Origin of the sequence: Pseudomonas sp. LPB4.O (assembly GCF_038383825.1) — a bacterium.
Taxonomy (GTDB): Bacteria; Pseudomonadota; Gammaproteobacteria; order Pseudomonadales; family Pseudomonadaceae; genus Aquipseudomonas; species Aquipseudomonas putida.
Genome location: NZ_CP151298.1, coordinates 886,376 through 911,575, shown reverse-complemented (window position 1 = coordinate 911,575; position 25,200 = coordinate 886,376). Strand labels below are relative to the sequence as shown.

Annotated in this window: 21 protein-coding genes; 7 read left to right on the top strand and 14 right to left on the bottom strand. The window is 64.1% G+C overall.

Translation table 11 applies throughout. From position 1 onward, the window contains the following. Positions 1-19: 19 nt before the first annotated feature. The 3 genes from MRBLPB4O_RS04140 to ptsP are packed head-to-tail and all read right to left on the bottom strand — an operon-like array spanning position 20 to position 5,556. Positions 20-1,759 carry a PTS fructose-like transporter subunit IIB gene (locus tag MRBLPB4O_RS04140; protein ID WP_341797588.1) on the bottom strand — a complete coding sequence of 580 codons (1,740 nt, stop codon included), beginning with the start codon at positions 1,757-1,759 and terminating at the stop codon, positions 20-22. After that, the gene (pfkB, locus tag MRBLPB4O_RS04135; protein ID WP_174370510.1) at positions 1,756-2,703 is read right to left on the bottom strand and encodes a 1-phosphofructokinase; all 948 of its coding nucleotides are present in this window, start codon (positions 2,701-2,703) and stop codon (positions 1,756-1,758) included. The genes MRBLPB4O_RS04140 and pfkB overlap by 4 nt, the downstream gene beginning before the upstream one ends. Further along, positions 2,704-5,556, bottom strand: coding sequence for a phosphoenolpyruvate--protein phosphotransferase (gene ptsP, locus MRBLPB4O_RS04130; protein ID WP_341797587.1), 2,853 nt, complete (start codon positions 5,554-5,556; stop codon positions 2,704-2,706). It lies immediately after the preceding gene. 284 nt (positions 5,557-5,840) lie between these two features. Between ptsP and cra the strand changes: the two genes are divergently transcribed. Continuing rightward, on the top strand, positions 5,841-6,836 hold the full coding sequence (gene cra, locus MRBLPB4O_RS04125; RefSeq protein WP_341797586.1) for a catabolite repressor/activator: 996 nt from the start codon (positions 5,841-5,843) through the stop codon (positions 6,834-6,836). Between the two features lie 2 nt (positions 6,837-6,838). Next, positions 6,839-7,627: a TatD family hydrolase gene (locus tag MRBLPB4O_RS04120; protein ID WP_341797585.1), complete on the top strand. Its 789-nt coding sequence runs from the start codon at positions 6,839-6,841 to the stop codon at positions 7,625-7,627. A gap of 79 nt (positions 7,628-7,706) precedes the next feature. On the opposite strand, the gene ampE is transcribed toward MRBLPB4O_RS04120, so the two are convergent. The 3 genes from ampE to MRBLPB4O_RS04105 all read right to left on the bottom strand — a co-directional run bounded on the left by ampE (position 7,707) and on the right by MRBLPB4O_RS04105 (position 11,351). Then, positions 7,707-8,537 carry a regulatory signaling modulator protein AmpE gene (ampE, locus tag MRBLPB4O_RS04115; protein ID WP_234227514.1) on the bottom strand — a complete coding sequence of 277 codons (831 nt, stop codon included), beginning with the start codon at positions 8,535-8,537 and terminating at the stop codon, positions 7,707-7,709. After that, entirely contained in the window at positions 8,534-9,106 is a 573-nt protein-coding gene (gene ampD / locus MRBLPB4O_RS04110) for a 1,6-anhydro-N-acetylmuramyl-L-alanine amidase AmpD (RefSeq protein WP_341797584.1), read from the bottom strand. The genes ampE and ampD overlap by 4 nt, the downstream gene beginning before the upstream one ends. Before the next feature lie 88 nt (positions 9,107-9,194). Beyond that, positions 9,195-11,351 carry a DUF1631 domain-containing protein gene (locus tag MRBLPB4O_RS04105; RefSeq protein WP_341797583.1) on the bottom strand — a complete coding sequence of 719 codons (2,157 nt, stop codon included), beginning with the start codon at positions 11,349-11,351 and terminating at the stop codon, positions 9,195-9,197. Between the two features lie 242 nt (positions 11,352-11,593). Here MRBLPB4O_RS04105 and nadC point away from each other — a divergent pair, with 242 nt between their 5' ends. Then, positions 11,594-12,442, top strand: coding sequence for a carboxylating nicotinate-nucleotide diphosphorylase (nadC, locus tag MRBLPB4O_RS04100; RefSeq protein ID WP_016501457.1), 849 nt, complete (start codon positions 11,594-11,596; stop codon positions 12,440-12,442). 59 nt (positions 12,443-12,501) lie between these two features. On the opposite strand, the gene trxB is transcribed toward nadC, so the two are convergent. Further along, complete coding sequence (gene trxB, locus MRBLPB4O_RS04095) at positions 12,502-13,464, bottom strand: thioredoxin-disulfide reductase (RefSeq protein ID WP_003247318.1); 963 nt, start codon at positions 13,462-13,464, stop codon at positions 12,502-12,504. A 330-nt stretch (positions 13,465-13,794) separates the two neighbouring features. Between trxB and cysZ the strand changes: the two genes are divergently transcribed. Continuing rightward, positions 13,795-14,523 carry a sulfate transporter CysZ gene (cysZ, locus tag MRBLPB4O_RS04090; protein ID WP_016501458.1) on the top strand — a complete coding sequence of 243 codons (729 nt, stop codon included), beginning with the start codon at positions 13,795-13,797 and terminating at the stop codon, positions 14,521-14,523. Positions 14,524-14,713: 190 nt separating this feature from the next. On the opposite strand, the gene MRBLPB4O_RS04085 is transcribed toward cysZ, so the two are convergent. After that, a complete protein-coding gene (locus MRBLPB4O_RS04085) occupies positions 14,714-16,030 on the bottom strand; it encodes a PAS domain-containing methyl-accepting chemotaxis protein (protein ID WP_341797582.1) in 1,317 nt (438 codons plus the stop codon). Positions 16,031-16,208: 178 nt separating this feature from the next. Here MRBLPB4O_RS04085 and MRBLPB4O_RS04080 point away from each other — a divergent pair, with 178 nt between their 5' ends. Beyond that, the gene (locus MRBLPB4O_RS04080) at positions 16,209-17,399 is read left to right on the top strand and encodes a glycosyltransferase family 1 protein (protein ID WP_341797581.1); all 1,191 of its coding nucleotides are present in this window, start codon (positions 16,209-16,211) and stop codon (positions 17,397-17,399) included. Positions 17,400-17,523: 124 nt separating this feature from the next. Here the strand turns inward: MRBLPB4O_RS04080 and MRBLPB4O_RS04075 are convergent, their stop codons facing one another. Both MRBLPB4O_RS04075 and MRBLPB4O_RS04070 read right to left on the bottom strand, forming a co-directional pair. Beyond that, positions 17,524-18,006 carry a glutathione peroxidase gene (locus MRBLPB4O_RS04075; RefSeq protein WP_341797580.1) on the bottom strand — a complete coding sequence of 161 codons (483 nt, stop codon included), beginning with the start codon at positions 18,004-18,006 and terminating at the stop codon, positions 17,524-17,526. A 145-nt stretch (positions 18,007-18,151) separates the two neighbouring features. Continuing rightward, entirely contained in the window at positions 18,152-18,637 is a 486-nt protein-coding gene (locus tag MRBLPB4O_RS04070) for a peptidylprolyl isomerase (protein WP_016501463.1), read from the bottom strand. Between MRBLPB4O_RS04070 and MRBLPB4O_RS04065 the strand changes: the two genes are divergently transcribed. Both MRBLPB4O_RS04065 and pta read left to right on the top strand, forming a co-directional pair. Continuing rightward, positions 18,636-18,938, top strand: a complete 303-nt coding sequence (locus MRBLPB4O_RS04065; protein WP_341797579.1) for a DUF3565 domain-containing protein — start codon at positions 18,636-18,638, stop codon at positions 18,936-18,938. The genes MRBLPB4O_RS04070 and MRBLPB4O_RS04065 overlap by 2 nt on opposite strands. A gap of 31 nt (positions 18,939-18,969) precedes the next feature. Further along, complete coding sequence (gene pta / locus MRBLPB4O_RS04060; RefSeq protein WP_341797578.1) at positions 18,970-21,057, top strand: phosphate acetyltransferase; 2,088 nt, start codon at positions 18,970-18,972, stop codon at positions 21,055-21,057. Positions 21,058-21,175: 118 nt separating this feature from the next. On the opposite strand, the gene MRBLPB4O_RS04055 is transcribed toward pta, so the two are convergent. The 4 genes from MRBLPB4O_RS04055 to MRBLPB4O_RS04040 form a co-directional block, all read right to left on the bottom strand. After that, on the bottom strand, positions 21,176-21,898 hold the full coding sequence (locus MRBLPB4O_RS04055) for an OmpA family protein (RefSeq protein WP_016501466.1): 723 nt from the start codon (positions 21,896-21,898) through the stop codon (positions 21,176-21,178). 109 nt (positions 21,899-22,007) lie between these two features. Further along, the gene (locus MRBLPB4O_RS04050; protein WP_341797577.1) at positions 22,008-22,652 is read right to left on the bottom strand and encodes an MBL fold metallo-hydrolase; all 645 of its coding nucleotides are present in this window, start codon (positions 22,650-22,652) and stop codon (positions 22,008-22,010) included. 146 nt (positions 22,653-22,798) lie between these two features. After that, complete coding sequence (locus tag MRBLPB4O_RS04045; RefSeq protein ID WP_341797576.1) at positions 22,799-23,491, bottom strand: HAMP domain-containing sensor histidine kinase; 693 nt, start codon at positions 23,489-23,491, stop codon at positions 22,799-22,801. After that, positions 23,488-25,095 carry a tetratricopeptide repeat-containing response regulator gene (locus MRBLPB4O_RS04040; RefSeq protein WP_258655237.1) on the bottom strand — a complete coding sequence of 536 codons (1,608 nt, stop codon included), beginning with the start codon at positions 25,093-25,095 and terminating at the stop codon, positions 23,488-23,490. Before MRBLPB4O_RS04040 ends, MRBLPB4O_RS04045 begins: the two co-directional genes overlap by 4 nt. Positions 25,096-25,200 lie beyond the last annotated feature (105 nt).

The window sequence follows — 25,200 nt, the reverse complement described above, 5'->3', positions numbered from 1 at the left end:
GTAAAGGCTACAGAAGTCGCTAGCCTTTCACGGGCGCCACGGCCAACTCTACCCGCTCGCTCTTCTTGATCACCGCATACACCACCGCCGTCAGCAGGCTACCCGCCACGATCGCCAGCAAATACAGCAAGGCATGGTTGATCGCATTGGGGATCAGCAGCACGAACAAGCCGCCGTGCGGTGCCATCAGCTTGCAACCGAAGTACATCGACAACGCCCCCGTCAGCGCACCACCGGCGATACTGGCCGGGATCACCCGCAGCGGGTCCTTGGCAGCGAACGGGATCGCCCCTTCGGAAATGAAGCACAGCCCCAGCGCCAACGCGGCCTTGCCCGCCTCACGCTCGCTCTGGGCGAACTTGCGCCGGGCCAGGAATGTGGCGATGCCCAGGCCGATCGGCGGCACCATGCCGGCGGCCATGGTCGCCGCCATCGGTGCGTAGCTCGACGACGCCAACAACCCCACCGAGAAGGCATAAGCGGCCTTGTTGATCGGCCCACCCAGATCGACACACATCATGCCGCCCAGCAACAGCCCCAGCAGAATGGCATTGGTGGTACCCATGCTGTCGAGGAAGTGCGTGAGGCCCTCGAGCATGGCCGCCACCGGCTGGCCGACCACGTAGATCATCACCAGGCCGGTGACCAGGCTGGCCAGCAGCGGAATGATCAAGATCGGCTTGAGCGCTTCCAGGCTACTGGGCAAGCGCGCCCAGCGGGCAATGGCCTTGGCGCTGTAACCGGCAATGAAGCCGGCGACGATGCCACCGATGAAGCCGGCACCCAAGGTGCTGGCCAGCAGGCCACCGATCATTCCCGGCGCAAGCCCCGGGCGGTCGGCGATGGACCAGGCGATATAGCCCGCCAGCAGCGGCACCATCAGCTTGAACGCGGCCTCCCCGCCGATTTGCATCAACGCAGCCGGCAAGGTGCCCGGCTGTTTGTAGGCCTCGATGCCGAACACGAACGACAGCGCAATCAACAGGCCGCCCGCCACCACCATGGGCAGCATGAACGACACGCCGGTGAGCAGGTGCTTGTACACACCCGTCTTCTCACCCTTCGCCGTCGTGGCAGCCGCTGCGGCATCGGCGCTGGTTTCCACCTTGGCTTCGGCCAGCGCCTTGTCCAGGGTGGCGCGTGCCTGCTTGAGCGCAATGCCGGTGCCGCACCGGTAGATACGCTTGCCGGCAAACCGCGCGGTAGGCACTTCGATGTCAGCAGCCAGCAGTACGACATCCGCTCCAGCGATGGCCTCGGCAGACAAGGGGTTACGCGCACCGACCGAACCCTGGGTTTCGACTGTGAGCTGATAGCCCATTTGTTGCGCGGCTTGCTGCAAAGCCTCCGCCGCCATGAACGTGTGCGCGACGCCCGTCGGGCAGGCCGTGACTGCGACGATGCGTGTGCCAGCGCTGGCAACCTCGGCCGGCGCGTCTGCTGCAGCTAGCAATAGTTGGGCGTTGGCCGCCGCTTCATCAAGAAAGCCCTCGCGGTCGGCCAGGGCCTGGGATGGCGTGCTCTGGTACACACGCTTGCCGACGAAGCGGGCCAGGTCCACCGGGCCGGTGCTGATCACCAGCACCCAGTCGGCCTCGGCAATCTGCACGGTGCTCAGTTGCCGCTCGGGGTGCCCGGCATCCTGCACTTCCACACTGGTGCTCCAGCCGCGCCGCTGGGCAGCGGCAGACAGCAAGCGCGCGCTCAGCACACTCGACACCTGGCCGTTGGGGCAGGCGGTGACAATGGCAATGTTCATCGGCAACCCTCTTGTTGTTCTGTCAGTTGCACTGCGGCTTCCAGTCGCGCCAGCTGCTCACGGTCACGGATGCCGAAGCCAACCTGGGTCACGGCCTGGGCGGCAATCGCCGTGGCGCGGGCCAGCGTCTGCGCAGGGGCCTCGCCCTGCAGCAGGCCATGGACCATGCCGGCCACCAGCGAATCCCCCGCCCCTACCGTGCTGGCAACCCTTACCTTGGGCGGGCAGGCATGCAGGGCCAGGTCGCGGGCGAACCAGCTGACGCCCTGCTCGCCGGCAGACACCACCACATGTTCGACGCCGCGGCCCAGCAACTGCTCGGCGGCAGCACGTTGCTGCGCTGGGTTATCCACAGCCTGGCCAAGCACTTCGCCGAGCTCTTCAGTATTGGGTTTGACCAACCAGGGCGCGCTTTGCAGGCCAGCGCGCAAGGCCTCGCCGCTGCTGTCCAGCGCCACCTTGAGGCCAAGGGCCTTCAACCGGTCCAGTAACTGGCGGAACCAGTCGGCGCTGATCCCTCGCGGCAGGCTGCCCGCCACCACCACGGCATCGTGCCCCGGGGCGACCTGCTGCAGGCGGTGCAGCAAGGCACTGCATGCCGCCTCGTCGACCTCCGGGCCTTGGCCATTGATGTCCGTGACGCGGCCATCGGCCTCAACCAGCTTGATGTTGCTGCGGGTTTCGCCCGGCACGCGAACAAAGCAGTCGGTAAAGCCGCGCCAGTCGATCAGCGCCTCGAACGGCTGCAGGTTATCGCGCCCGAGGAAACCGCCAACGGTCACGCTGTGCCCCAGGTCGGCCAGTACCTGGGCAACGTTCAGCCCTTTACCCGCCGCGTGACTCTGTTGGGCCTGGCTGCGGTTGACCTGCCCCGGGCGCAGGGTATCGAGGCCGATGGTGATATCCAGCGCCGGGTTCAGGGTGAGGGTGAGGATCTTGGCCATTCAGTAACGCTCCACCAGCGCGCGAACCGCTGCGGCGCTGTCTTGTTGCAGGGCCTCGCGCGCCAAGGCGCGGGCCGTCTGATGATCGGCCTGGCGAACCAGGGCCTTGACTTCGGCGATGCTGCGCGCGGACACGCTGAGTTCGTCCACGTCCAGCCCCAGCAGCACAGGCACCGCCTGGGGGTCAGCCGCCAGCTCGCCGCACACGCCCACCCATTTGCCGTGGGCATGGGCGGCGCGCACGGTCATGTCGATCAGGCTCAATACCGCCGGGTGCAGGCCGTCGGCCTGGGCCGAAAGGCTGGGGTGGCCACGGTCGATGGCCAGGGTGTACTGGGTCAGGTCGTTGGTGCCGATACTGAAGAAATCCACTTCGCGGGCCAGTTGCGCGGCCAGCAGGGCCGCCGAAGGCACCTCCACCATGATGCCCAGTTGCAGGTCGGCCACCGGGATTTCTGCACGCAGGCGCTCGACCATGGCCCGCGCCTCGCGCCACTCATGCACCTGGCCCACCATCGGGAACATGATGCGCAGCGGGCGCTGGTCGGCAGCCCTGAGCAAGGCGCGCAGCTGGTCTTCCATCACTTGCGGGCGTTGCAAGGTCAGGCGTACGCCACGTACGCCGAGGAAGGGGTTTTCCTCGGCGGTGATCGGCCAGTACGGCAGCGGCTTGTCGCCGCCTACATCGAGGGTGCGCACCACCAGCGGCCTGCCGTCCAGGCCATCGAGCACACGACGGTACTCGGCCTCCTGGGTGGCAACGTCGGGGGCCTGGGTGTGGGCCATGAAAATCAGTTCGGTGCGCAGCAAGCCCACACCTTCGGCGCCCTGCTCCACCACCTTGGCGATGCCGCTGCTCTCACCGATGTTGGCGAACACTTCCACGGCGTGGCCATCGCGGGTGACAGCGGGTTCAAAACGGTTGGCCCAGGCGGCTTGCAAACGCTGTTCGCGCGCATCACGCTCGGCCAGCGCACGTTGCAACTCATCCTCCGGCGGTGCCACGCTGACCACGCCGCGCTGGCCATCCAGCAGCAATGGTGTGCCAGCTTCCAGCAACAGGATCGCCGCCCCCGCGCCGACCACCGCCGGGATGCCCAAGGCACGGGCCACAATGGCGCTGTGGGCGGTGGCACCACCCTGTGCAGTGACAATACCGGCGACCCGGTTTGGGTCCAGCCGGGCGACGTCGGAAGGGCCAACTTCGGTCATCACCAGTACGTACGGTTGCTCGGGCTCAGCCTGGGCGTGCACACCGCACAACTGCGCCAGCACGCGGCGGCCGATGTCGCGCAAATCGGCGGCGCGCTCGGCCAGCAGGGCATCGTGCAACGCCTCCTGCTGGCGGGCTGCGGCTTCGATCACTGCCATCCACGCCGCCGCAGCGCTTTCCCCCTGGGCAAGGCGCTGCTCGACATCATCGGTCAAGGCCGGGTCGGCGAGCATTTCCTGGTGAGTGACGAAAATCTCGCCAATGGCCTTGTCGCTGCGCTGGACCAAGGCCTGCAGCTCACTGTGCACCGTTGCCAGGGCCTGGCGCAGCTTTTGCCGTTCCTGGGCACAGGACTCCCCGCGCAGGGGGTAGTCGAACTCACGCTCGACACACACATGGGCAGGGCCACTGGCAATGCCGGGGGCAGCGCCCACGCCCTGAACCCGGCTACCGGCCGCGGGGGCTTGCAGCACCTGGGCGGCAACACTGGCAACGGGCTCCGCACTTTGCGGCAGCGGCTCCACCTCTTCACCCAGGCCTTGTTCGATAGCAGCCAGCAGCACCGGCAAGGCATCGGCGGCGATACCCGGCTCGGCCACCAGTTCCAGGGCCTGGCCACGACGGGCACCGAGGCTGAGCAGCTTGCTCAGGCTCTTCACCGACACCGCCGGCTGCGCGCTGTCGACCAGACGTATACGGATTTCCCCTTCAAAACCTTTCGCCAGTTGCGCCAGCACCTTGGCCGGGCGGGCATGCAAGCCATGCGGGTTGGCCAGCACAATGCGCGCGCTGGGCCAGTCTGCTGGCGCCTCGCCGCCCAGCACTTCCAGCACTGCACGGCTGCTGGTGGCCTGATAGAGCATCTGCCCGCGGCCTTCTATCAGCACTTCACACAGGCGCTCAAGCAGGGCCTGATGAGCCGCGCCAAGGCTGGCCAGGCAGAACAGGCCATTGAGCGGCTGGTCGCGGTAACGCAGTGGCTGCTGTGGGGTAATAAAAGCCAGGCCCGGCTGGCGCACCTGGCGCTCGCTGTGCAGCCACCACAGGCCCTCGCCCAGTGGCAGCGGCTCGGCCTGCTGCAGCACAGCGGCAAAACCGCTGTCGACGCAGTCGGCGCGCTGCAACAGGCGGGCACCGCGCCAGGCCAGTTCGTCGAAGTCTTCAGCCGGCAGGTTCAGGCCGACCAGTTGCGCATCCAGCGCCAGCTCTTGTGGCGCGCCTTGCAGCAGCTTGAGCAGTGCTTCGGCGGAACTGGCCCGGCGCAGCGCTTCGGCCAGGTCGGTTTCGCCCAGGGCGCGGGTCAGCAGTTGCAGCAAGCGTAGGTGTTCGTCGGAACGGGCGGCGATACCGATGGCCAGATAGACCATTTGCCCATCGCCCCAGTCCACGCCTTCGGGAAACTGCAACAGACGCACGCCGGTGGCATACACCAGATCACGGGTTTGCGGGGTGCCATGGGGGATGGCGATGCCCTGGCCAAGGAAGGTGGAGCCTTGCGCCTCGCGATCCTGCAACCCCTGCAGGTACCCCTGCGCGACAAGGCCGTCGGCAACCAGCCGGTCCGCCAGCAGGCGCAACGCCGCGGCCTTGTCGGCGGCCGTCTGGCCCATGGCTATCTGCTCCTTGGCGAGTTCGAGCATGACCTTCTCCTTTTGCAGTTCCCGGTCGGGTACTGGAGTATTGTTGTGAAATTCACATGAAGGGCCAGTTCAACAGCCTTGCACAGATGGCAGCCGAGGCAGAAAATTCGGCAGCTGAAACGTTTAATCTGACCAGACGGCCACGTTACTCGATAATCTGCCCGGTAAAAAGCCCCATCCTGTCGGACAATTGCGACAATGGTCGTCTGCGCATGGCGCCAGCGCCGGGTCAAAATACCCGGTCCGGCCTCAGAGCCAGCCCCGGAAATAACAAGGAAAATTCGGTGAAACTCAGCGATATCGCCCGTCTGGCCGGTGTGTCCGTGACCACGGCCAGCTACGTCATCAACGGCAAGGCTGAACAGCAGCGCATCAGCAACGCCACTGTCGAACGGGTGCGCGCGGTGGTCGAAGCCCACGGCTTCACACCCAACCCGCAGGCCGCTGGCCTGCGCAGCCGACACACCCGCACCCTGGGCTTCATTCTCCCGGATCTGGAGAACCCCAGCTACGCCCGCATTGCCAAGCAGCTGGAGCAAGGCGCCCGCGCCCGTGGCTACCAGTTGCTGATCGCCAGCAGCGACGACCAGCCCGACAGCGAGCGCCAGTTGCAGCAACTGTTCCGCGCGCGCCGTTGCGATGCCCTGTTCGTCGCCAGCTGCCTGCCGCCGGAAGACGACAGCTACCGCGATATGCAGGACAAAGGCCTGCCGGTGATCGCCATCGACCGCCGGCTGGACCCTACGCACTTCTGCTCGGTCATCAGCGACGACCGCGATGCCAGCCGGCAATTGGCTACCAGCCTGCTCAGCGCCGCCCCACGCAGCATTGCCCTGATAGGCGCACGCCCCGAGCTGTCAGTCAGCCAGGCGCGTGCCGGCGGGTTCGACGAAGCCCTGCAAGGCTATACCGGTGATGTCCGTCGCTACCAGGGCGAGGCGTTCAGCCGTGAGTGCGGCCAGCGCCTTATGCAACAGCTTATCCATGACCTGGGCGGCCTGCCGGATGCCCTGGTGACCACCTCGTACGTGTTGCTGCAAGGGGTGTTCGACACCCTTCAGGCACGCCCGGCCGACTCGCGCCAGTTGCAGCTGGGCACCTTTGGTGACAACCAGTTGCTCGACTTCCTGCCACTGCCGGTCAATGCCATGGCCCAGCAGCATGGCCTGATTGCCGCCACCGCGCTGGAACTGGCGCTGGCCGCAATCGAGGAAAAACGCTACGAACCTGGCGTGCATGCCGTGGGCCGCACCTTCAAGCAGCGCATCACGGCGGCCTGAACATGCGCCTGATCGACACCCACACCCACCTGGACTTCCCCGACTTCGACGCCGACCGCCCGCGCCTGCTGGCCAACGCGGCGGCACGCGGGGTGGAACGGATGGTGGTACTGGGGGTGTACCAGGCGAATTTCCAGCGGGTGTGGGACCTCGCCTGCACCGATCAGCGCCTGTTCGCAGCACTCGGCCTGCACCCGGTGTACCTCGACCAGCATCGCCCGGAGCACCTGACGCAACTGCGCGAATGGCTGGAACGCCTGCATGGCGACCCACGGCTGTGCGCCGTGGGTGAGTTTGGCCTGGACTACTACCTCGAAGACCTGGACAAAACACGCCAACAGGACCTGTTCGAAGCGCAACTGCAAATGGCCTGCGACTTCGAACTGCCCGCGCTGTTGCACGTACGCCGCAGCCATGCCCAGGCAATCGCCACGCTCAAGCGCTACAAGCCGGCGCGGGCGGGCGTGATTCATGCGTTTGCCGGCAGTTACGAAGAGGCGCGCGAATACATCAAGCTAGGCTTTCGGCTTGGGCTTGGCGGTGCCGGCACCTGGCCACAGGCGCTGCGGCTGCGCAAGACGCTGGCGCGCCTGCCACTGGAGAGTGTGGTGCTGGAGACCGATGCGCCGGATATGGCGCCGGTGATGTACCCGGGGCAACGGAACAGCCCGGAGCATCTGCCGGACATTGCCGGGGCGCTGGCCCAGGTGATGGGAGTGGATGTAGAGGCGCTGGCGCAAGCCAGTAGCCGCAATGCTTGCGAGTTGTTTGGCTGGTGCTCGCCTTTGTAGTTGCTGCGCCTGGCAGATCGAGCGCCGCCCGCGCGGCGCTCGATCTGCCAGGCGACGCAAATAGCAAGGCGACCCTATGTCAAACCAGCACGGTCCACAGCGCGAACCCGGCGTACCACAACACCGCACAGCGCAGCAGCAGCTCCCACAGGCTGTCCAGCCGCCCCAGCCCACGCTGGCTGTCTTCTTCATCGGGAATGTCATCGGCAATACGCCCCACCCGCGCCACCAGGTGCGCAGCACTGATGTGCCAGTTGAGCACCTCGTGCAGCATCACCCGGGTCACTGCAAGGAAGTTGCCCACCAGCGCAAAGCTCAACGCCATCAAGCGAACCGGCAGCCAGTCCATGATGTGCCGCAGTTGTTCGGCCCGCGCCTTCAACGCAGGCTGCTGGCTGTGCTCGCCGCACAGCGCCAGCAGGCGATAAGCCAGCGCCGCACCAGGGCCCAGCACGAAATACCAGAAGATCACCGCGAAAAAGCCTTGGTACACCTGCCACAGCAGGTTGCCCTGCACACGCACCAACAGGCTATGCGGCTCGTCCGCCACCACGCCCAGGTCGCGCTCTGCAACATGCAGCGCCGCTTGATCATCACCGCGTCGCCAGGCATCACGGAACGGTCCCAGCGACGCCTTGGCATCGCCACGGCCCAGGCTGTAGACCAACACCAGCAGATGCACCGGCAGCGCCAACAGCCCATAGGCCACCGGCTCCAGCACATGCAGCAGCAACACCAGCAGCGCTACCGGTGCCAACACCAGGATGGCCAGCGTCCACCAGGGGTGCACCTTGCCGCTGCGCTCCAGGCGTACCAGTTCGCCAAGAAAGAACCCATCACGCTGCACTTGATGGCGCAGGGCCGAAAACTTCTCGACCCACAGTGCCAGCAGCAACACCAGAAAACTCATGCCTTGTCCTCGTTGTGCAGCAACGCTTCACGGTAGCGCGGCCAATCGAACGACGGGCCGGGGTCAGTCTTGCGTTGCGGGGCAATGTCGCTGTGGCCCTGAATGCGGCCCAGGTCGATGGCCGGCCAGGCCCTGCGAATGTGCCGGGTTAGCTGCTCCAGCACGCCGTACTGGGCATCGGTGTAGGGCAGGTCGTCGGTGCCTTCCAGCTCGATGCCGATGGAAAAATCGTTACAGCCTTCGCGCCCGTCGAAGCACGACACACCCGCGTGCCAGGCGCGCTCCAGCAATGACACGAACTGCGTCACCGCCCCGTCACGTTCGACGAACAGGTGCGCCGACACGGTCAGCTGGCTGATGCTGGCGAAATAAGGGTGTTCGTTCGGGTCCAGGCAATTCTGGAAGAACTGCTGCACCTTGCCGGTACCAAAGCAGGCCGGCGGCAGGCTGATGTTGTGTATCACCAGCAGGGAAATCACTTCGCCTTCGGGGCGGGCATTGAAGTTCGGCGAGGGGCAGTGGGTGATTCCGATTCCGTGGAACCAGCCAGTGGCACGGTCCAATTGCATGGGGCAAATCCTGAAAGCGCCTTGAACAGAACCACAGTATGCCCTGCCGCCAACGCCGTTGGCATGTGAATGATTGTAATGTTGCCGGTTACCGCACCTGCGGTTGCCGCAGCCCGTCGAGCACCGCCTCCAGCGCCCGCTCGAACAACAATCCGTCATCCAGCACCCGCACGTCCCCCCGCTGTAGCGCCTGCGCCAGGCCCGCGCCGCTCCACTCTCGCACCTTCATGCCGGTGCGGTTGGCAAACACCAGCCTGTCGCTGCTGTCGATGTGTGCCACCAGCTTGCAGCGCAGCGGTTCGTCGTCATCAAGTACTTCAACCCAGGTCCCGATACGCAAGCGCTGCACCTGCCGCAACGCTGCAGCCTGGCCATCGGCAATGTGTAAAGGCGCGCAGGACGGTTCTTCGGCAATCGCCAGCACGATATCTTCGTCCACCAGCACTTCGGCCAAGGGTTGGCCATGGCCAACCGTTAGCTCAGCGCCTGCGCAGGCACGCAGGTGCAATTGCTCCAGTTGCAGGAAGAACTCACGGGTTGCCGCCGAATTCAGGGCCACGCTAGCCAAGCCATCGCGCAGCGCCTTGAGCAGGCCCGGCACCTGCTGCAACAGGGTTTGCGGCTCATGCCCGGGGGTGATAGTAGCCAATAGCGTGTCCACCGTCTGCAAGCTATCTCGCCAGGCCTGGGAGGCTTCACCCTGCTTGAGCCAAGCCAGCAGCAGCACCTGGCTCCAGGCCTGTACCAGCATTTGCACCACCACCAAGGGCAAGACCCGGCCACGCAGGCGCTGGTTGAGCACCCGCTGCACCTGCTGCCGCGCCTGCAGGGCACGGGCACGCCCTTCTTCGGCGTCGCGCGTGCGTTGCTCAAGCAATTCGTTGCGCCGCCGTTCCTCCTGGTTGAACGCAAGGAACTCGTCGAGCAGTTCGGCAAACAGGCCGGTATCTTCGGCAAAATCATTAATCAAGCGCTGGACTATGCGCTCTACTCGCAAGTGCAGGCTGTCGCGCAGGCCTTCGCCACCGCACTCCCAGCCAATGGCTGCGCCTGCGATTTCGTTGAGCAGCCGGCGTGCAGGGTGACTGGCCCGGCTGAACAGCCCCTTGTCCAGCAGGGCGACCTTGAGCAGCGGGATATGCAGGCGCGCGATCAGCGCACGCAGGCTGGCCGGCAGGTTGTCGTCGCCTTGAATACAGGCGAACAGCAGGCCGACCAGGTTGATCATGTCCTCGTCGGCTACGGCGATGCGCCGGCGCGTGCCACTGCGCACGCTGACCCGCAGCAGCAGTTGTTCGAGTTGTTGGCCGAGCTCGAAATCATCAGGCTCGCCGGTAGCCGGCAAGTAGTGCTGCAAATGCGAAAGCAGGCGGACCAGGTCGGCGGTGCTGATCGACTGGGCCGCAGCCACCGCCTGCAATCGCGGTGCGAACTGCCCGCGCGCCGGGGCCAGCAAGGTTTGCAACGAGGCAAAGAAGGCCTGGCCTGCCGCATCCGCCCCCACTTCCTGGCCTTGGCTTGCCGGCCCTCGTCCTGCCCTCATGCGCCGGTCTTCGGCACGCCGGCGCGGGGCCGGTTGCAACTCGGGCAGCACACCGGCGACGGCCAGCAACTGGTTGGCTTCGGCATAGATGACGTCGACATCGCGCAAGACATAACGCTCGAAAAGCTTGAGCAGGACCAGTTTGACCCGTAAGCCCACCCCCAGGTTACGGCCAGCTTCAAGGAAGTACCCGCACAATGCAGCAGGGCCGAGCGGGTTGCGCTGCTCATGCACGGGGCGGTCGAGCAAGGCCTGCAAGCGCAGGCCCAGTTGCTGCAGGGCAATGCCATCGCGCGACAGCACCCGCGCGACCATGCCTTCGATGGCCGCAGCCCGTTCCAGTTGCACCTTGCTACGCAGGTTGCCGGGTTCTGCCAGATGCACCAGCAGGTCGACCTGGCCGATGCGGGCGTAGGCGTCATAGAAGGTATCAAGGAAGCCGCGTTCGATACTTTTGCGCTTCAGGCGCAGATCCCGCATGGCCTCGAAGTACAGGTTCTGGTCGCAGCGATCAACGGCCTTGTCGGCCATCTCGAACAGGGTGTCGTCAGCATTGTCGAACAGCGCCTGCAAGCCCTGGCGCAATTGCAGCGCAGCCTTGTCGCGCACTTGCAGGAGCAACACCGGAAGGCAAGGCAGAGGCGTGCGCCCCCCTCGGTCGATGGCTGCCGCCAGGGGCACCACCTTGCCTTCTTTTTGCATCCTGGACTCCTTGCAGGGTGTCATGCCCGAAGGGGCTGTAAATCGTCAAAGCTATGACGCCAAATACTGGTCGCCATTATCAGTAAAAAATCGCACAGCTGCCAGCGCCGATTCATGGACGGGTTAATGACCCTCGTTTGCAGGCATTGCTCACGAAGACCGACCAAAGGTCATGGCCGGGGCGGCTGTACACATCGGCCCCCTGCCCTATAATCGCCGGCATCTAGCTTGTGGAGCCGACCATGCCGAACCTACGCCTTGCCGACCTGACCGCTGAAATCGAAGCCAACGTGCGCCGCGCACTGTTGGAGGACATCGGCAGTGGCGATATCACCGCGCAGCTGATCCCGGCCGAGCGCCTGGCCAAGGCCACCATCATCACCCGCGAAGACTGCGTGATTGCCGGCACTGCCTGGGTCGACGCCGTGTTTCGCCAGCTTGACCCGCGTGTGGCCGTGCACTGGCAGGTGGCCGACGGTGATCGCGCCACGGCCAACCAGCCGCTGTTCCACCTGGAAGGCCCGGCCCGCTCGCTGCTGAGCGGCGAGCGCAGCGCGCTGAACTTCCTGCAGATGCTGTCGGGGGTCGCCACCCGTGCGCGTTTCCTGGCCGACTTGGTGGAAGGCACCCAGGTGCGCCTGCTGGACACCCGCAAAACCCTGCCCGGCCTGCGCCTGGCACAGAAGTACGCGGTTACCTGCGGCGGCTGCGACAACCACCGCATCGGCCTGTACGACGCCTTCCTGATCAAGGAAAACCACATCGCCGCCAGCGGTGGTGTTGCCGAGGCCGTAACGGCGGCGCACCGAATTGCGCCGGGCAAGCCGGTAGAGATCGAAGTGGAAAGCCTGGATGAACTGCGCGAGGCGCTGGCAGCGGGCGCGGACATCATCATGCTCGACGAGCTGAACCTGGACGAAATGCGCGAAGCGGTGCGTATTAACGCGGGCAAGGCCAAGCTGGAGGCCAGCGGCGGGGTGAACGAGACGACCTTGCGGGTAATTGCCGAGACTGGCGTGGACTACATCTCGATTGGTGCCATGACCAAGGATGTGAAAGCAGTGGACCTGTCCATGCGGTTGAGCCTGTGAGCTGACCGCAGGCAATAAAAAACCGGCCTTTCAGCCGGTTTTTTTGGGGCGCTATCTGATCAGAACGAGGCGTTGGCCAGGCCGTCCAGGTAACGCTCTACGTCCAGGGCCGCCATGCAGCCAGCGCCGGCCGAGGTAATGGCCTGACGGTAAACGTGGTCAGCCACGTCACCTGCAGCGAACACACCTTCAACGTTGGTGGCGGTAGCGTTGCCTTCACGGCCGCCGTTGACCACCAGGTAGCCGTCCTTGAGGGTCAGCTGGCCTTCGAACAGCGAGGTGTTCGGGGTGTGGCCAATGGCGATGAATACGCCGTCGACCTTGATTTCGTCGCTGCTGCCGTCGTTGTTCTTCAGGCGCGCACCGGTTACGCCCATGTTGTCACCCAACACTTCGTCCAGGGTGGCGTTGAGCTTGAGCTCGATCTTGCCTTCGGCCACACGGGCGTTGAGCTTGTCGACCAGGATCTTTTCGGCGCGGAAGGTCTCGCGACGGTGCACCAAGGTAACCTTGCTGGCGATGTTGGCCAGGTAAAGCGCTTCTTCCACGGCAGTGTTGCCGCCGCCAACCACGGCGACTGGCTTGTTGCGGTAGAAGAAACCGTCGCAGGTGGCGCAGGCCGAAACGCCCTTGCCCATGAAGGTTTCTTCCGACGGCAGGCCCAGGTAGCGGGCGCTGGCACCGGTGGCGATGATCAGTGCGTCGCAGGTGTATTTGCCGCTGTCACCCTGCAGGGTGAACGGTTTGTTGGCCAGATCGACAGCATTGATGTGGTCGAAGACGATTTCGGTTTCGAAACGCTCGGCGTGTTCCTGCATGCGCTGCATCAGGGCCGGGCCGGTCAGGCCGTGGGGGTCGCCCGGCCAGTTGTCAACTTCGGTGGTGGTGGTCAGCTGGCCGCCCGCCTGCATGCCGGTGATCAGCAGCGGCTTGAGGTTGGCGCGGGCAGCGTAGACTGCAGCACTGTAACCGGCAGGGCCGGAACCGAGAATGATGACGCGCGAATGACGTACTTCAGACATGTCGAACTCCTGTCGAGCCGGCGGCACGGGCCGGCATCGGTGTACCGGCTGCGCCAGCTGGAAAATTAAAACGGACCCACGCAGCACTTGGGGAAGGCTACAACGCGCAGGCCCGAAAAGCGGAAAGTTGAGCGCACTGTAGCGAGGTCGCAAAGATTAAGGAAATATCCTTAGACAATCCACCTCATAGGCACGGTCTATTCATTGATTTCATTCATAGGCCAGCCCTGGCGCTTTTGTTACAGCCCGTGTCCCGCTTGCCAGCCACCTTTCGTCGGCGCGGCAAACTCGGTAAGGTCAGCGCGTTTTCCTTCTCTGCGGAGTCTCCCGATGCAAGCCCCTGTCCTCTCCGGCCCCCAATACCTGCGCGAAGGCCTGAAACTGGTGCTGAGCCCCAACCTGCGGTTGTTCGTGCTACTGCCGCTGGCGGTCAACCTGCTGCTGTTCGGTGGCATGGTCTACTTCGCCGGCCACCAGTTCGGCCTGTGGCTCGATGCCCTGATGCCAACGCTGCCAGACTGGCTGAGCTTTCTCAGCTACATACTCTGGCCGCTGTTCGTTGCCCTGCTGGTGCTGATGGTGTTCTTCACCTTCACCCTGGTGGCCAACATCATTGCCGCGCCGTTCAATGGCTTCCTGGCGGAAAAGGTCGAAGTGGTGGTGCGTGGCGAAGACACCTTCCCGGCGTTCAGCTGGGGCGAGCTGGTGGCCATGGTGCCACGCACCTTCAGCCGCGAAATGCGCAAGTTGGGCTACTTCCTGCCACGGGCCATCGGCCTGTTCATCCTGTCGCTGATCCCCGTGGTCAACGTAATCGCCGCGCCGCTGTGGCTGATGTTCGGGGTATGGATGATGGCCATTCAGTACATCGACTACCCGGCGGACAACAACAAGATGAGCTGGCAGGACATGCTGGCCTGGCTGCGCAGCAAGCGCTGGCAGTCGCTGGGCTTTGGCGGCATCACCTACCTGGCACTGATGATCCCAGGGGTGAACGTGCTGATGATGCCGGCGGCGGTGGCCGGGGCTACATTGTTCTGGGTGCGGGAGCGTAACTGACTGCCGAGGTGTACCCGCCCCCCTGTAGGAGCAGCCTTGTGCTGCGAAGAGGCCATTGCAGCCGAAGATAATCTTCAGCCTTACCGGCCTCTTCGCAGCACAAGGCTGCTCCTACAAGATGAGGGGGCAGCCTGAGTGATGGTGAAAGACATTGGGTCCACCAAAAGGCAGACCAAATCTGCTTGGGGCTCTACTGCCCCAACCGGCTGGAAAACTGCCCCACCACATCCACCACCCGCTTCGCCCCGTCCTGGATCTCGACAATCACGTTGCCCGTCTCATCGGCCAGCGCCAGTCCCTGCTCGGCCTGGCGCTTGCTGGTGTCGATGATCTCCACCGCCGCCTGCGCCAGTTGCTCGTTCTGCTTTACTACCCGGGCAATTTCCTCGGTAGCGGTGCTGGTGCGCGAAGCCAGCTGGCGCACTTCGTCGGCAACCACGGCAAAACCTCGCCCTTGCTCGCCCGCGCGGGCCGCTTCAATGGCCGCGTTAAGGGCCAGCAGGTTGGTCTGCCCGGCAATGTCGCTGATGGTCTTGATGATCGACCCGATCACCCGTGACTGGGTGTCCAGCGCCTGGATGCCCTCCGCCGCCTCTTGCATCGAGGCCTCAAGGCCGCGCATCACACTGACGGTCTGGGTGACCACCTCGGTGGCCTTGCGCGCGCTGACATCGGTACCCAGCGAGGTGCTATAGGCGACATCTGCCGCCTGGGCCACGGCCTGCTCCTGGTTGACCTGGTCGGTGATCACAGTGGCGAACTTGACCACCTTGTACAGCACATCGTGGGCATCGAAGATCGGGTTGTACGAAGCCTCCAGCCAGATTACCCGGCCATGGGCATCGATACGCTTGAAACGTTCGGCAACGTATTCACCCCGGCGCAGCTTGTCCCAGAACGCCTGATAGCCGGCCGAGTGAACCTCCTCCGGCTCGCAGAACATACGGTGGTGCTTGCCGCGAATCTGCTCAAGGCGATAACCGACTGTGGCCAGGAAACGCTCGTTGGCAGTGAGGATGGTGCCGTCGAGGTCGAACTCGATCACTGCAGTAGAGCGCATCAGCGCCTTGATCAGGCTTTCGTGCTCACGAGACGTCTCAATGGTGCGGGTCAGGTCGCTGGAGTGCAGCGTGAAGTACTTGATGCGCCCCTCGCTGTTCTTTACCGGCTGCAGGATCGACCGCAGCCAGGCTTCCTGGCCGTTGCCACGCAGCAGACGGAAGGCGCCGTTCAAATGCTCGCCACGGCTGATCGCGCTCTTCATGCGTTGGTAGAAATCCAGCGACTTCACATGGGCTGGGACGATGTCCTCGATGTTGCGTCCAAGCAATTGATCGGAACGGTAGAGCATTTCGCTCTCGAAGTTGCCGTTGACCATCTCGATCCGTCCCTGTGGGTCGAGTTGAAGTACCAGCATCTCGCTGTCGAGACTACTCTTGACCTGTTCCACGGACATCAGATCTTCGCGCAGCTGCCGGATTTCTTGCTTGAGCTTGCTGTTGAACATCACCGCACTCCTGGAGCGCATCACCTAGTCGAATGCATCTTCATCGGCTGCCGGTTGCACCTTCTTGAGCACCGCGCAACGAAATATTCATAAAGGCAAAAGCGTCAGCGGTCAGGCGTCATCTGTACGTCACATTGCAGTCACATTGGCGCAACCCGGCAGGCGGAAACTTTTTGTCATGAATACACCCGCCCTACGCATTACCTTGGTCAGCGAAACCTTCCCACCCGAAATCAACGGCGTGGCCAACACCCTTGGCCGCCTTGGCGAAGGGCTGCTTCAGCGCGGCCATGAGGTGGAGGTGGTGCGCCCGCGCCAAGCCGGCGAAGCCCCCGTGCACAACGACCCGTACCTGATGCTCTGCCGTGGCTGGGCGCTGCCTGGTTACCCCGGTTTGCAGTGGGGCGAGGTGTCGATGCACAAGTTGTTGCGCCGCTGGCGGCGGCAGCGCCCGGATGTGCTGTACATCGCCACCGAGGGGCCGCTGGGGCTCAGCGCACTGCGCGCGGCCAGGCGCCTGGGAATCGCGGTCGTCAGCGGCTTCCACACCAACTTCCCGCAGTACTCCGGCCAGTACGGCCTGGGTTTGCTGGCACGCTTGCTCACCCACTACCTGCGCTGGTTCCATCGGCGCACGGCAATCACCCTGGTGCCCAGTGTCAGCCAGCGCCTGGAGCTTGAGCGCCGTGGTTTCGAGCGCCTGGAACTGCTCGCTCGGGGTGTCGATGCGTGCCTGTTCAACCCGGCCCGGCGAAGCCAGGCGTTGCGCGAAAGCTGGGGGCTGGGCCCGGACGATCTCGCCGTGCTGCATGTCGGGCGGCTGGCGGTGGAAAAGAACCTTGGCTTGCTGCGGCCTTGCCTTGAGGCACTGCAGACGACTTATCCACAGAAGCGCCTGCGCCTGATCATGGTGGGTGACGGCCCGCAGCGCGCCGCCCTCCAGCAGCAGATGCCGGATGCCATGTTCTGCGGCGCCCAGCGCGGCGAGGTGCTGGCCGAGCATTACGCCAGCGGTGACCTGTTCCTGTTCCCGAGCCTGACCGAAACGTTTGGCAATGTGGTGCTCGAAGCCATGGCTTCGGGGTTGGCGGTGGTTGCCTATGACGAGGCGGCGGCTGCGCAGCATATTCGCCATGGCCACAGCGGGGCGCTGGCCATGCCGGGGGACCAGGCGGCGTTTGTCGATGCGGCTTGCTGGCTGCTGGAGGAAGAGGAAACCTTGCGCCGGGTGCGCCTGAATGCGCGGCAGCATGCCAGCCGCCAGGGCTGGCCGGCGATTGTCGAGCAGTTTGAGGGGTATCTCGATGCGGCCCGGAACCAGGCTGCAGCCTCACCCGCTTCGCGGCTGGGTGCTACGCGATCTGTGTAGGAGCGGCCTTGTGCCGCGAATGGGCCGCATAGCGGCCCCGGATCTCGATGTCAAAGCCATCGAGGGGCCGCGTTGCGGCCCATTCGCGGCACAAGGCCGCTCCTACAGGGACCGCGCAAGACTTTCAGGCCAGTGCTTTTTCGATTGCCTGCACCACCGCCGGGTCATCCGGCGCCGTGCGCGGCGAGAAGCGCGCCAGCACCCGCCCGTCCTTGCCAACCAGAAACTTCTCGAAGTTCCAGCTGATGTCGCCAGGGAACTCAGCCCCTTCGCCCGCCAGCAGGCGATACAACGAATGGCGTTGCGGCCCGTTGACTTCCAGCTTGCCCCCCAGCGGGAAGCTCACCCCGTAGTTGAGGCTGCAGAATTCCTGAATTTCCTTTTCGCTGCCCGGCTCCTGCCCGGCAAACTGGTTGCATGGTAGGCCAAGCACGTTGAAGCCCTTGGCCTTGTAAACCTGGTAGAGGTTTTCCAGAGCCTTGTATTGCGGCGTGAGACCACATTTGGAGGCAACGTTGACCACCAGCACCACTTGGCCCTTGAACGGTGCGAGGGGCAGCTCCCCGCCGTTCAGCGCGTCCAGTTTCAGGTCGTGAAATGCACTCATGATGACATCCCCTCTCAGGTTCCCGGTTGCCGCGCGGGCGAATTCCGCCCAATAAAAAGGCGCCCGTCCAAACCGTCCACCTCCCGTAGGAAGGCAAATCGGCTTGCCCGAGCGCCTGGCGACTTTCTGAGCTTAGCGCAGAAAATCAGTGGTGATGGCCACCTTCACCGTGGATGTGACGGTGAGCGATTTCTTCTTCGCTGGCGTCACGCACGTCGACTACCTTGACCTGGAAGGTCAGGCGCTGGCCGGCCAGCGGGTGGTTGCCGTCAACGGTGACGTCGTCGCCGTCGAGGTCGCGGATAGTGACGATCTGCATCTGGCCGTCCGGTGCCGAAGCGTGGAACTGCATGCCTACTTCCAGCTCGTCAACGCCTTCGAACAGGCTGCGGTTCAGGGTGCTGACCAGCTCGGCCAGGTATTCGCCGTAGGCGTCTTCCGGCTCAATGGAAACGTTCAGCTCGTCACCGGCCTGTTTGCCTTCCAGGGCTTTTTCCAGGCCCGGGATGATGTTGCCGGCACCGTGCAGGTAGACCAGCGGCGCGCCACCGGCGGAGCTGTCGATGGTCTCCCCGGCGTCGTTGGTCAGGGTATAGTCGATGGAGACAGCCTTGTTGGCGGCGATCAGCATGGGGCAAGACCTTTTGCAAAAGTATGTAGAGCGGACAAGTGTAACCAAGCCATCGTCCGATTGCGAACGCACTGCGGACGAGCAGCGGCCCATCAGTCGGATCACCGGCTTCCATCAGGACGAAGAAGGCCACTGGGTGGCCGAGCTGTCTTGCGGCCATACCCAGCACCTGCGCCACCAACCGCCGTGGCAGGCACGCCCCTGGGTGCTCGACCCGGCGCAACGCGCGCAGCGCATCGGCCAGCCTTTTACGTGCGGCTGGTGCGCGCAAGGGGTCGATAGCGCTACCCTTGGCCGTTAATTTCTTGCACCGCTTATTTCGAGAAGCACGCATGCAGACATTTTTCATTGCGCCGACCGACTTCGGTGTCGGCCTGACCTCCATCAGCCTCGGCCTGGTGCGCACCCTGGAGCGCGCCGGCCTGAAGGTCGGTTTTTTCAAGCCGATTGCCCAACCCCACCCGGGTGACACCGGCCCTGAACGCTCGACAGAACTGGTGGCGCGCACCCACGGCATCAAGCCTCCCGTGCCACTGAGCCTGGCCCAGGTCGAGCGCATGCTCGGCGACGGCCAGCTGGACGAATTGCTCGAAGAAATCATCCGCCTCTACCAGCAAGCCTGCGTCGGCAATGACGTGGTGGTGGTCGAGGGCATGGTGCCCACGCGCCACGCCAGCTACGCGGCTCGGGTCAACCTGCACCTGGCCAAGAGCCTGGATGCCGAAGTGATCCTGGTATCGGCCCCGGAAAACGAAGTGCTCAGCGAATTGTCCGGCCGGGTTGAACTGCAGGCCCAGCTGTTCGGCGGCCCACGCGACCCGAAGGTACTCGGGGTAATCCTCAACAAGGTGCGCACCGACGAAAGCATGGCGGATTTCGCCACCCGCCTGCGCGAGCACTCGCCCCTGCTACGCGGCAACGACTTCCGCCTGCTCGGCTGCATCCCCTACCAGCCCGAGCTGAACGCCCCGCGCACCCGCGACGTGGCCGAGCTGCTCGGCGCCCAGGTGCTCAACGCCGGCGACTACGAGCAGCGGCGCATGAGCAAGATCATCATCTGCGCACGCACCGTGGCCAACACGGTGCCGCTGCTGACGTCGGGTACCCTGGTGGTCACCCCGGGCGATCGCGACGACATCATCCTCGCTGTCAGCCTGGCCGCCATCAATGGCGTACCGCTGGCCGGGCTGCTGCTGACCAGCGACAGCAAGCCGGACACGCGCATCCTCGGCCTGTGCCGCGGCGCGCTGCAGGCCGGCCTGCCGATCCTGTCGGTCAGCACTGGCTCGTACGACACCGCCAACCAGCTCAATTCGCTGAACCGCGAAATCCCGGTCGACGACCGCGAGCGCGCCGAGTTCATCACCGACTTCGTCGCCAGCCACCTCGATGCGGCCTGGTTGCACCAACGCTGCGGCACCCCGCGCGAGATGCGCCTGTCGCCAGCGGTGTTCCGCTACCAGCTGATTCAGCGGGCGCAGCAGGCCAACAAGCGCATTGTCCTGCCAGAGGGTGCCGAGCCGTTGCTGGTGCAGGCCGCAGCCATCTGCCAGGCGCGTGGCATCGCTCGCTGCGTGCTGCTGGCCAAGCCCGAAGATGTCGAGGCGGTGGCACGCGCCCAAGGCATTACCCTGCCGCCTGGCCTGGAAATCCTCGACCCCGAGCTGATTCGCGGGCGCTACGTGGAGCCGATGGTCGCGCTGCGCAAGAGCAAGAACCTCAACGCACCAATGGCCGAGCAGCAACTGGAAGACCCGGTGGTGATCGGCACCATGATGCTGGCCCTGGACGAAGTGGACGGCCTGGTATCGGGCCTGGTGCACTCCACCGCCAACACCATCCGCCCGGCCCTGCAGTTGATCAAGACCGCGCCGGGCTCCAGCCTGGTGTCGTCAGTGTTCTTCATGCTGTTCCCCGAGCAGGTGCTGGTGTACGGCGACTGCGTGATGAACCCACACCCGAGCGCTGCCGAACTGGCGGAGATCGCCCGGCAGAGTGCCGAGTCGGCGCAGGCCTTCGGCATCGCGCCGCGGGTGGCGATGATCAGTTATTCAAGCGATTCGGCCAGTGATGAAGAGGTCGGGAAAGTGCGCGAAGCGACACGCCTGGCGCAGGGTGCAGCGCAGCAGCTGCTGATTGACGGGCCGCTGCAGTATGACGCGGCGGCCAACCCGGCGATTGCACGGGAACTGGCGCCGGATAGCCCGGTGGCCGGGCGTGCCACGGTGTTCGTGTTCCCTGACCTCAATACCGGCAATACCACGCATAAAGCGGTGCAACGCAGTGCCGACGGGGTCAGCCTGGGGCCGATGCTGCAGGGGTTGCGCAAGCCGGTGAACGACTTGCCGCGGGGGGCTCAGGTTGACGATATCGTGCATACCATTGCCCTGACGGCGATTCAGGCCAGCGTGGTGCGCTAAAAGCTGGGGCTGCTTTGCAGCCCATTCGCGGCACAAGGCCGCTCCTACAGGAATCGCGTAATGCCTGTGGGAGCGGCCATGTGTCGCGATAGGGTCGCAAGGCGGCCCCGGGCATCAATCAGGGATATTGCTGAACCTGGCCTTGTTGCTGGTCATACTGCTGGCCCGGAATCGGCTTCAGGTTCACTTCCACCCGGCGGTTCTGCGCCCGGCCATTGGCGTCGGCGTTGCTGGCGATCGGCTGGTCCGGGCCCATGCCACGCACCGAGATACGCGAAGCATCCACACCCTGCGAGGTCAGGTAGGTGCTGACCGCCTGCGCGCGGCGCTGGGACAGGTCCATGTTGTGCTGGCGGCTGCCGGTGCTGTCGGTGAACCCGACCACTTCAATGGTGTTCTGGTTGAACTGCTTGAACGAGCCTGCGAGGTTGTTCAGCGGCGAGTAGAAGCTTGGGGCGATGTTGGCCGAGTCGGTGGCAAAGGTGATGTTGCCCGGCATGATCAGTTTGATCTGGTCGCCCTGACGCTGTACTTCCACGCCGGTGTTGGCCATCTGGGCGCGCAGTTCGGCCTCTTGCTTGTCGGCGTAGTAGCCATAACCCGCTGCTGCAGCACCTACCGCGGCGGCGCCGATCAGCGCACCCTTGCCACGGTTGTTGTGGTCGATGGCAGCACCGGCGATGGCGCCAGCCAGCGCGCCCAAGCCGCCGTATTTGGCAGTCTTGCTCATCCCCGTGGAGCCCTGCGCCTGACCCTGGTTGTCATAAGGGTTCTGGCCGGCACAGCCAGTCATCAGGGCAGCGGCAGTTGCGACGATAATCAGACGACGCATGGTGAACATGGACAAGCTCCTACTGAAATTCATAAATGCGGCAGATCACGAAGGGATCTATGCCAGCCTTGGATTGCATCGGCAATGAAAAATTCAATGAAAGTGCCTTCATGTGCACTCAGGCACGCACGAAAGGGTTTTCTCGCATCTCGTCACCCAGGCGGGTATCGGGCCCGTGGCCAGTCACCACAATGGCCTCTTCGTCCAGCCGGTACAGCCGCTCCTTGATGGAACGCACGATAGCCCGCTGGTCACCCCCCCACAAATCGGTGCGGCCAATGCCACGGCGGAACAAGGTGTCGCCGGCGATCAGCAGTTTGGCATCGGCGAACCAGAAGCTCATCGACCCCGGGGTGTGGCCAGGCGTATGCAATGCCACGCCACAGCCACAGGCCAGCGCTTCGTCATCGCCCAGCCAGCGATCGGGTGCCGGTACCGGCGTGTAGGGAACGCCGAACATCTGGCACTGCATCTCCAGGTTGTCCCACAGTACCTGGTCGTCCTTGTGCAGGTGCAGGGTGGCGCCGGTCAGCGCCTTGAGCTTGCCCGAGGCAAGAAAATGATCGAAGTGCGCGTGTGTATGGATGATGCTCACCAGCGTCAGGCCGTGGGCCTGCAGGCGTGCCAGGATCTTCTCCGGGTCACCGCCTGGGTCGACGACGATGGCTTTCTTGGTCAGCGGGTCGCCGATCAGCGTGCAGTTGCATTGCAGGGGGCCTACGGGGAAAGTTTCGCGGATGAGGACAGGTGGGGTTTGGGTCATCATGAGCTCGAAAGCAAAGCCTGGGGTCTTTCAAGAGCGTGACAGGAAAATGGGGCGGGCGCACGTGGTTCATGCCTTGGGAGGTGTGGCGTCCATGAGATCGAGCGCCGCGCGGGCGGCGCTCGATCTCATGGACGCCACATATCTTAAGGCAGGAACAACCTGAACAACCCGCCCCCAAGCGCCCCGCCATTGGAGATCTCGATCCGTCCGCGCACCCCGCCGCTTTCATGCAGTGCCGCGATCCGCGCCGCAAAGTACAGGCCAAGGCCCGTGCTGCCGCTGGTCGAGTCGATGCCCTGGATGTATTCCTCCTGGCGCTCGAGCATGTGCTTTGGATAACCCGGGCCGTCATCGTTTACACAAATGGCCAGCTGGTTGTCGGCTTCTTCGATGGTGATCAGCAAGGCGTGCCCAGCGAAGCGGGTGGCGTTGGTGATGACGTTTGCAATCACCGAGGCCACCAGCTCGCGGTCAAAGAAGCCCAGCGGGTTGTCGGTGTCGATGCGCCAGGTGGCGAGGATGTCGTTGTGCTTGAGCACTTCCTGATGCGCCGCCAACTGGGCTTCGATGAAATCGTCCAGTTCGTGGTAGTCCGGGCACACCGGCAACTGGTTGATACCCAGTTTGTACAGGCCCAGCAACTGCACCAGCATGCCGTTGAGGTGGCGAAACTCGTGCTCCATGATTCCCTGCTCGGCACCACCACGCAGCTCTTCGGGCAAGCGCTCCATCCACTGGCTGTGGGACTGGATCAGCGCTGACAAAGAGCTTTTGAGGTCGTGCACGGTGGAGGCGATCACCGTGGAAAAATCCAGCCCCTGATTGTCTTGATTCATGCGCCGAACACTCGGATGTGCAGTTTGCGGTAACGGTCATAGCGATTGTCGCTGGCAGGGATACCGGCCACGCTGGTCAAGGCGTCCTGGCATTCCTGCATGATCGCGGGCTGAGGGTTTTCACCGCCAATGCGCAGCAGCGCCTGGGCGGTGTTAAGGGCGATGCTGATGTTTTTCGGCTGCATACCCAGCGCCTTGCGGAACATCTGCAACGCCTCGCCAAGCTGCCCTCCCTGGTAACTGCGCACACCCTGGCGATTGAGGGTGACCGCTTCGGTAATGGCGTTGAGCACGCTGGGGTCGTCCGTCAGCTTGCCCACTTTCTCCATGACCTTGGGGTCATCGCCATAACTTTCCACACAGCTCTTCAGCACGCCGAGGGCGGCGGCTTCCTGCCCCATTGCCTGCAACTGTGCGGCAACGGTCAGGGCCGAATCGACCGAGAAGAACTGGTTCATCTTGTCCAGGCGCTGGATCGCCTGTTCGGTCAGCTTGCCGGCCGTTTCCGGGTCGCCCGCCTGTTGCAGGCTGGCGGCCTTCATCATCCGCGCACGTACCTGCAAGCCTTGGTCCTCGGGGTTTTCCTTGGCCACCTCGCTGAGCGTGGTGTTGATTTCGACCCGGGTACGGGCGTCCAGGCCAAAGCCTGCGTTCTTGCTCATCAGCGCCTGCACCAGGCCAAGGTTGTTTTCAGCATCCTTGTAGCGCGAGCTCTGCCCCTGGTTCACCGCATGGCGGAACGCCTTCGACGCGCTCTCGAAGTCTTCGTTTTCCAGCGCCAGCTTGCCCAGCGTCGACTGCCGACGTACCGACAGTGGCGACAGCCGCACGGCTTCTTCAAGCAGGTTTTGCGCGCGCCGGGTATCGCCCTGGGCCACCAGCACCTCGGCCATGCCGTCGTACAGGCCGGGCATGATCGGGAACGCCTTGAGCGCCTGCTCGTACACACCCTGGGCCTGGGCATTCTGGCCACGCTTGTGCATCAGGGCGCCCAGCGCGGCGTACACCCAAGGCTGCGGGCGGCTGGCCAGGATGGCCTTGAGGAACTTTTCCAGTTCCTCGAAGCGGTTGAGGTTACGCAGGGCATCGGCCCGATAACGCAGGCACAGCGGTGCCAGGCGCGGGTCTTTCTTGCACAGCTCGGCACAGGCGGCCAGCACTTCGGCCGGGCGATTGCGGTCCAGCGCCTGCAAAATCGGCTTTAGCAACGTCTTGCGCTGGAACAGTTTCTCGACGCGCTGGGCCAGGCCTACGCGGTTGAACGGTTTGGTCAGGTAGGCATCGGGCTCGTGCTCGATGGCGCTGAGGACAATGGCCTGGCTGCTTTCGGCCGTGACCATGATGAACACGCACTCATGGCTGATGTGCTTGTCGATGATCAGGTCTTCGAGCACCTGCTGGCCGTTCTTCTTGCCGTCGCCCAGGTGGAAGTCCTGCAGGATGAAGTCATAGCGCTTCTGCGCGCACATGCGCAGCGCCTGCTCGCCGCTGTCGGCGGTGTCCACGTCGCGCACGCCCAACTCGCGCAGCATGGAACGGGTCGACGTGCGAAAGTCGGTAAAGTCGTCGACGATCAGAAAGCTTTTTTGCCCGTACTGCAGCATCAACACGACCTGCCTTGGAATGATTGAAAAATCGCGCGAGGCGATGCCACCGATCGCTGTATCGGCAGCTGGTCGGGAAAGATGAGGGTAGAGCATCACCGGCCA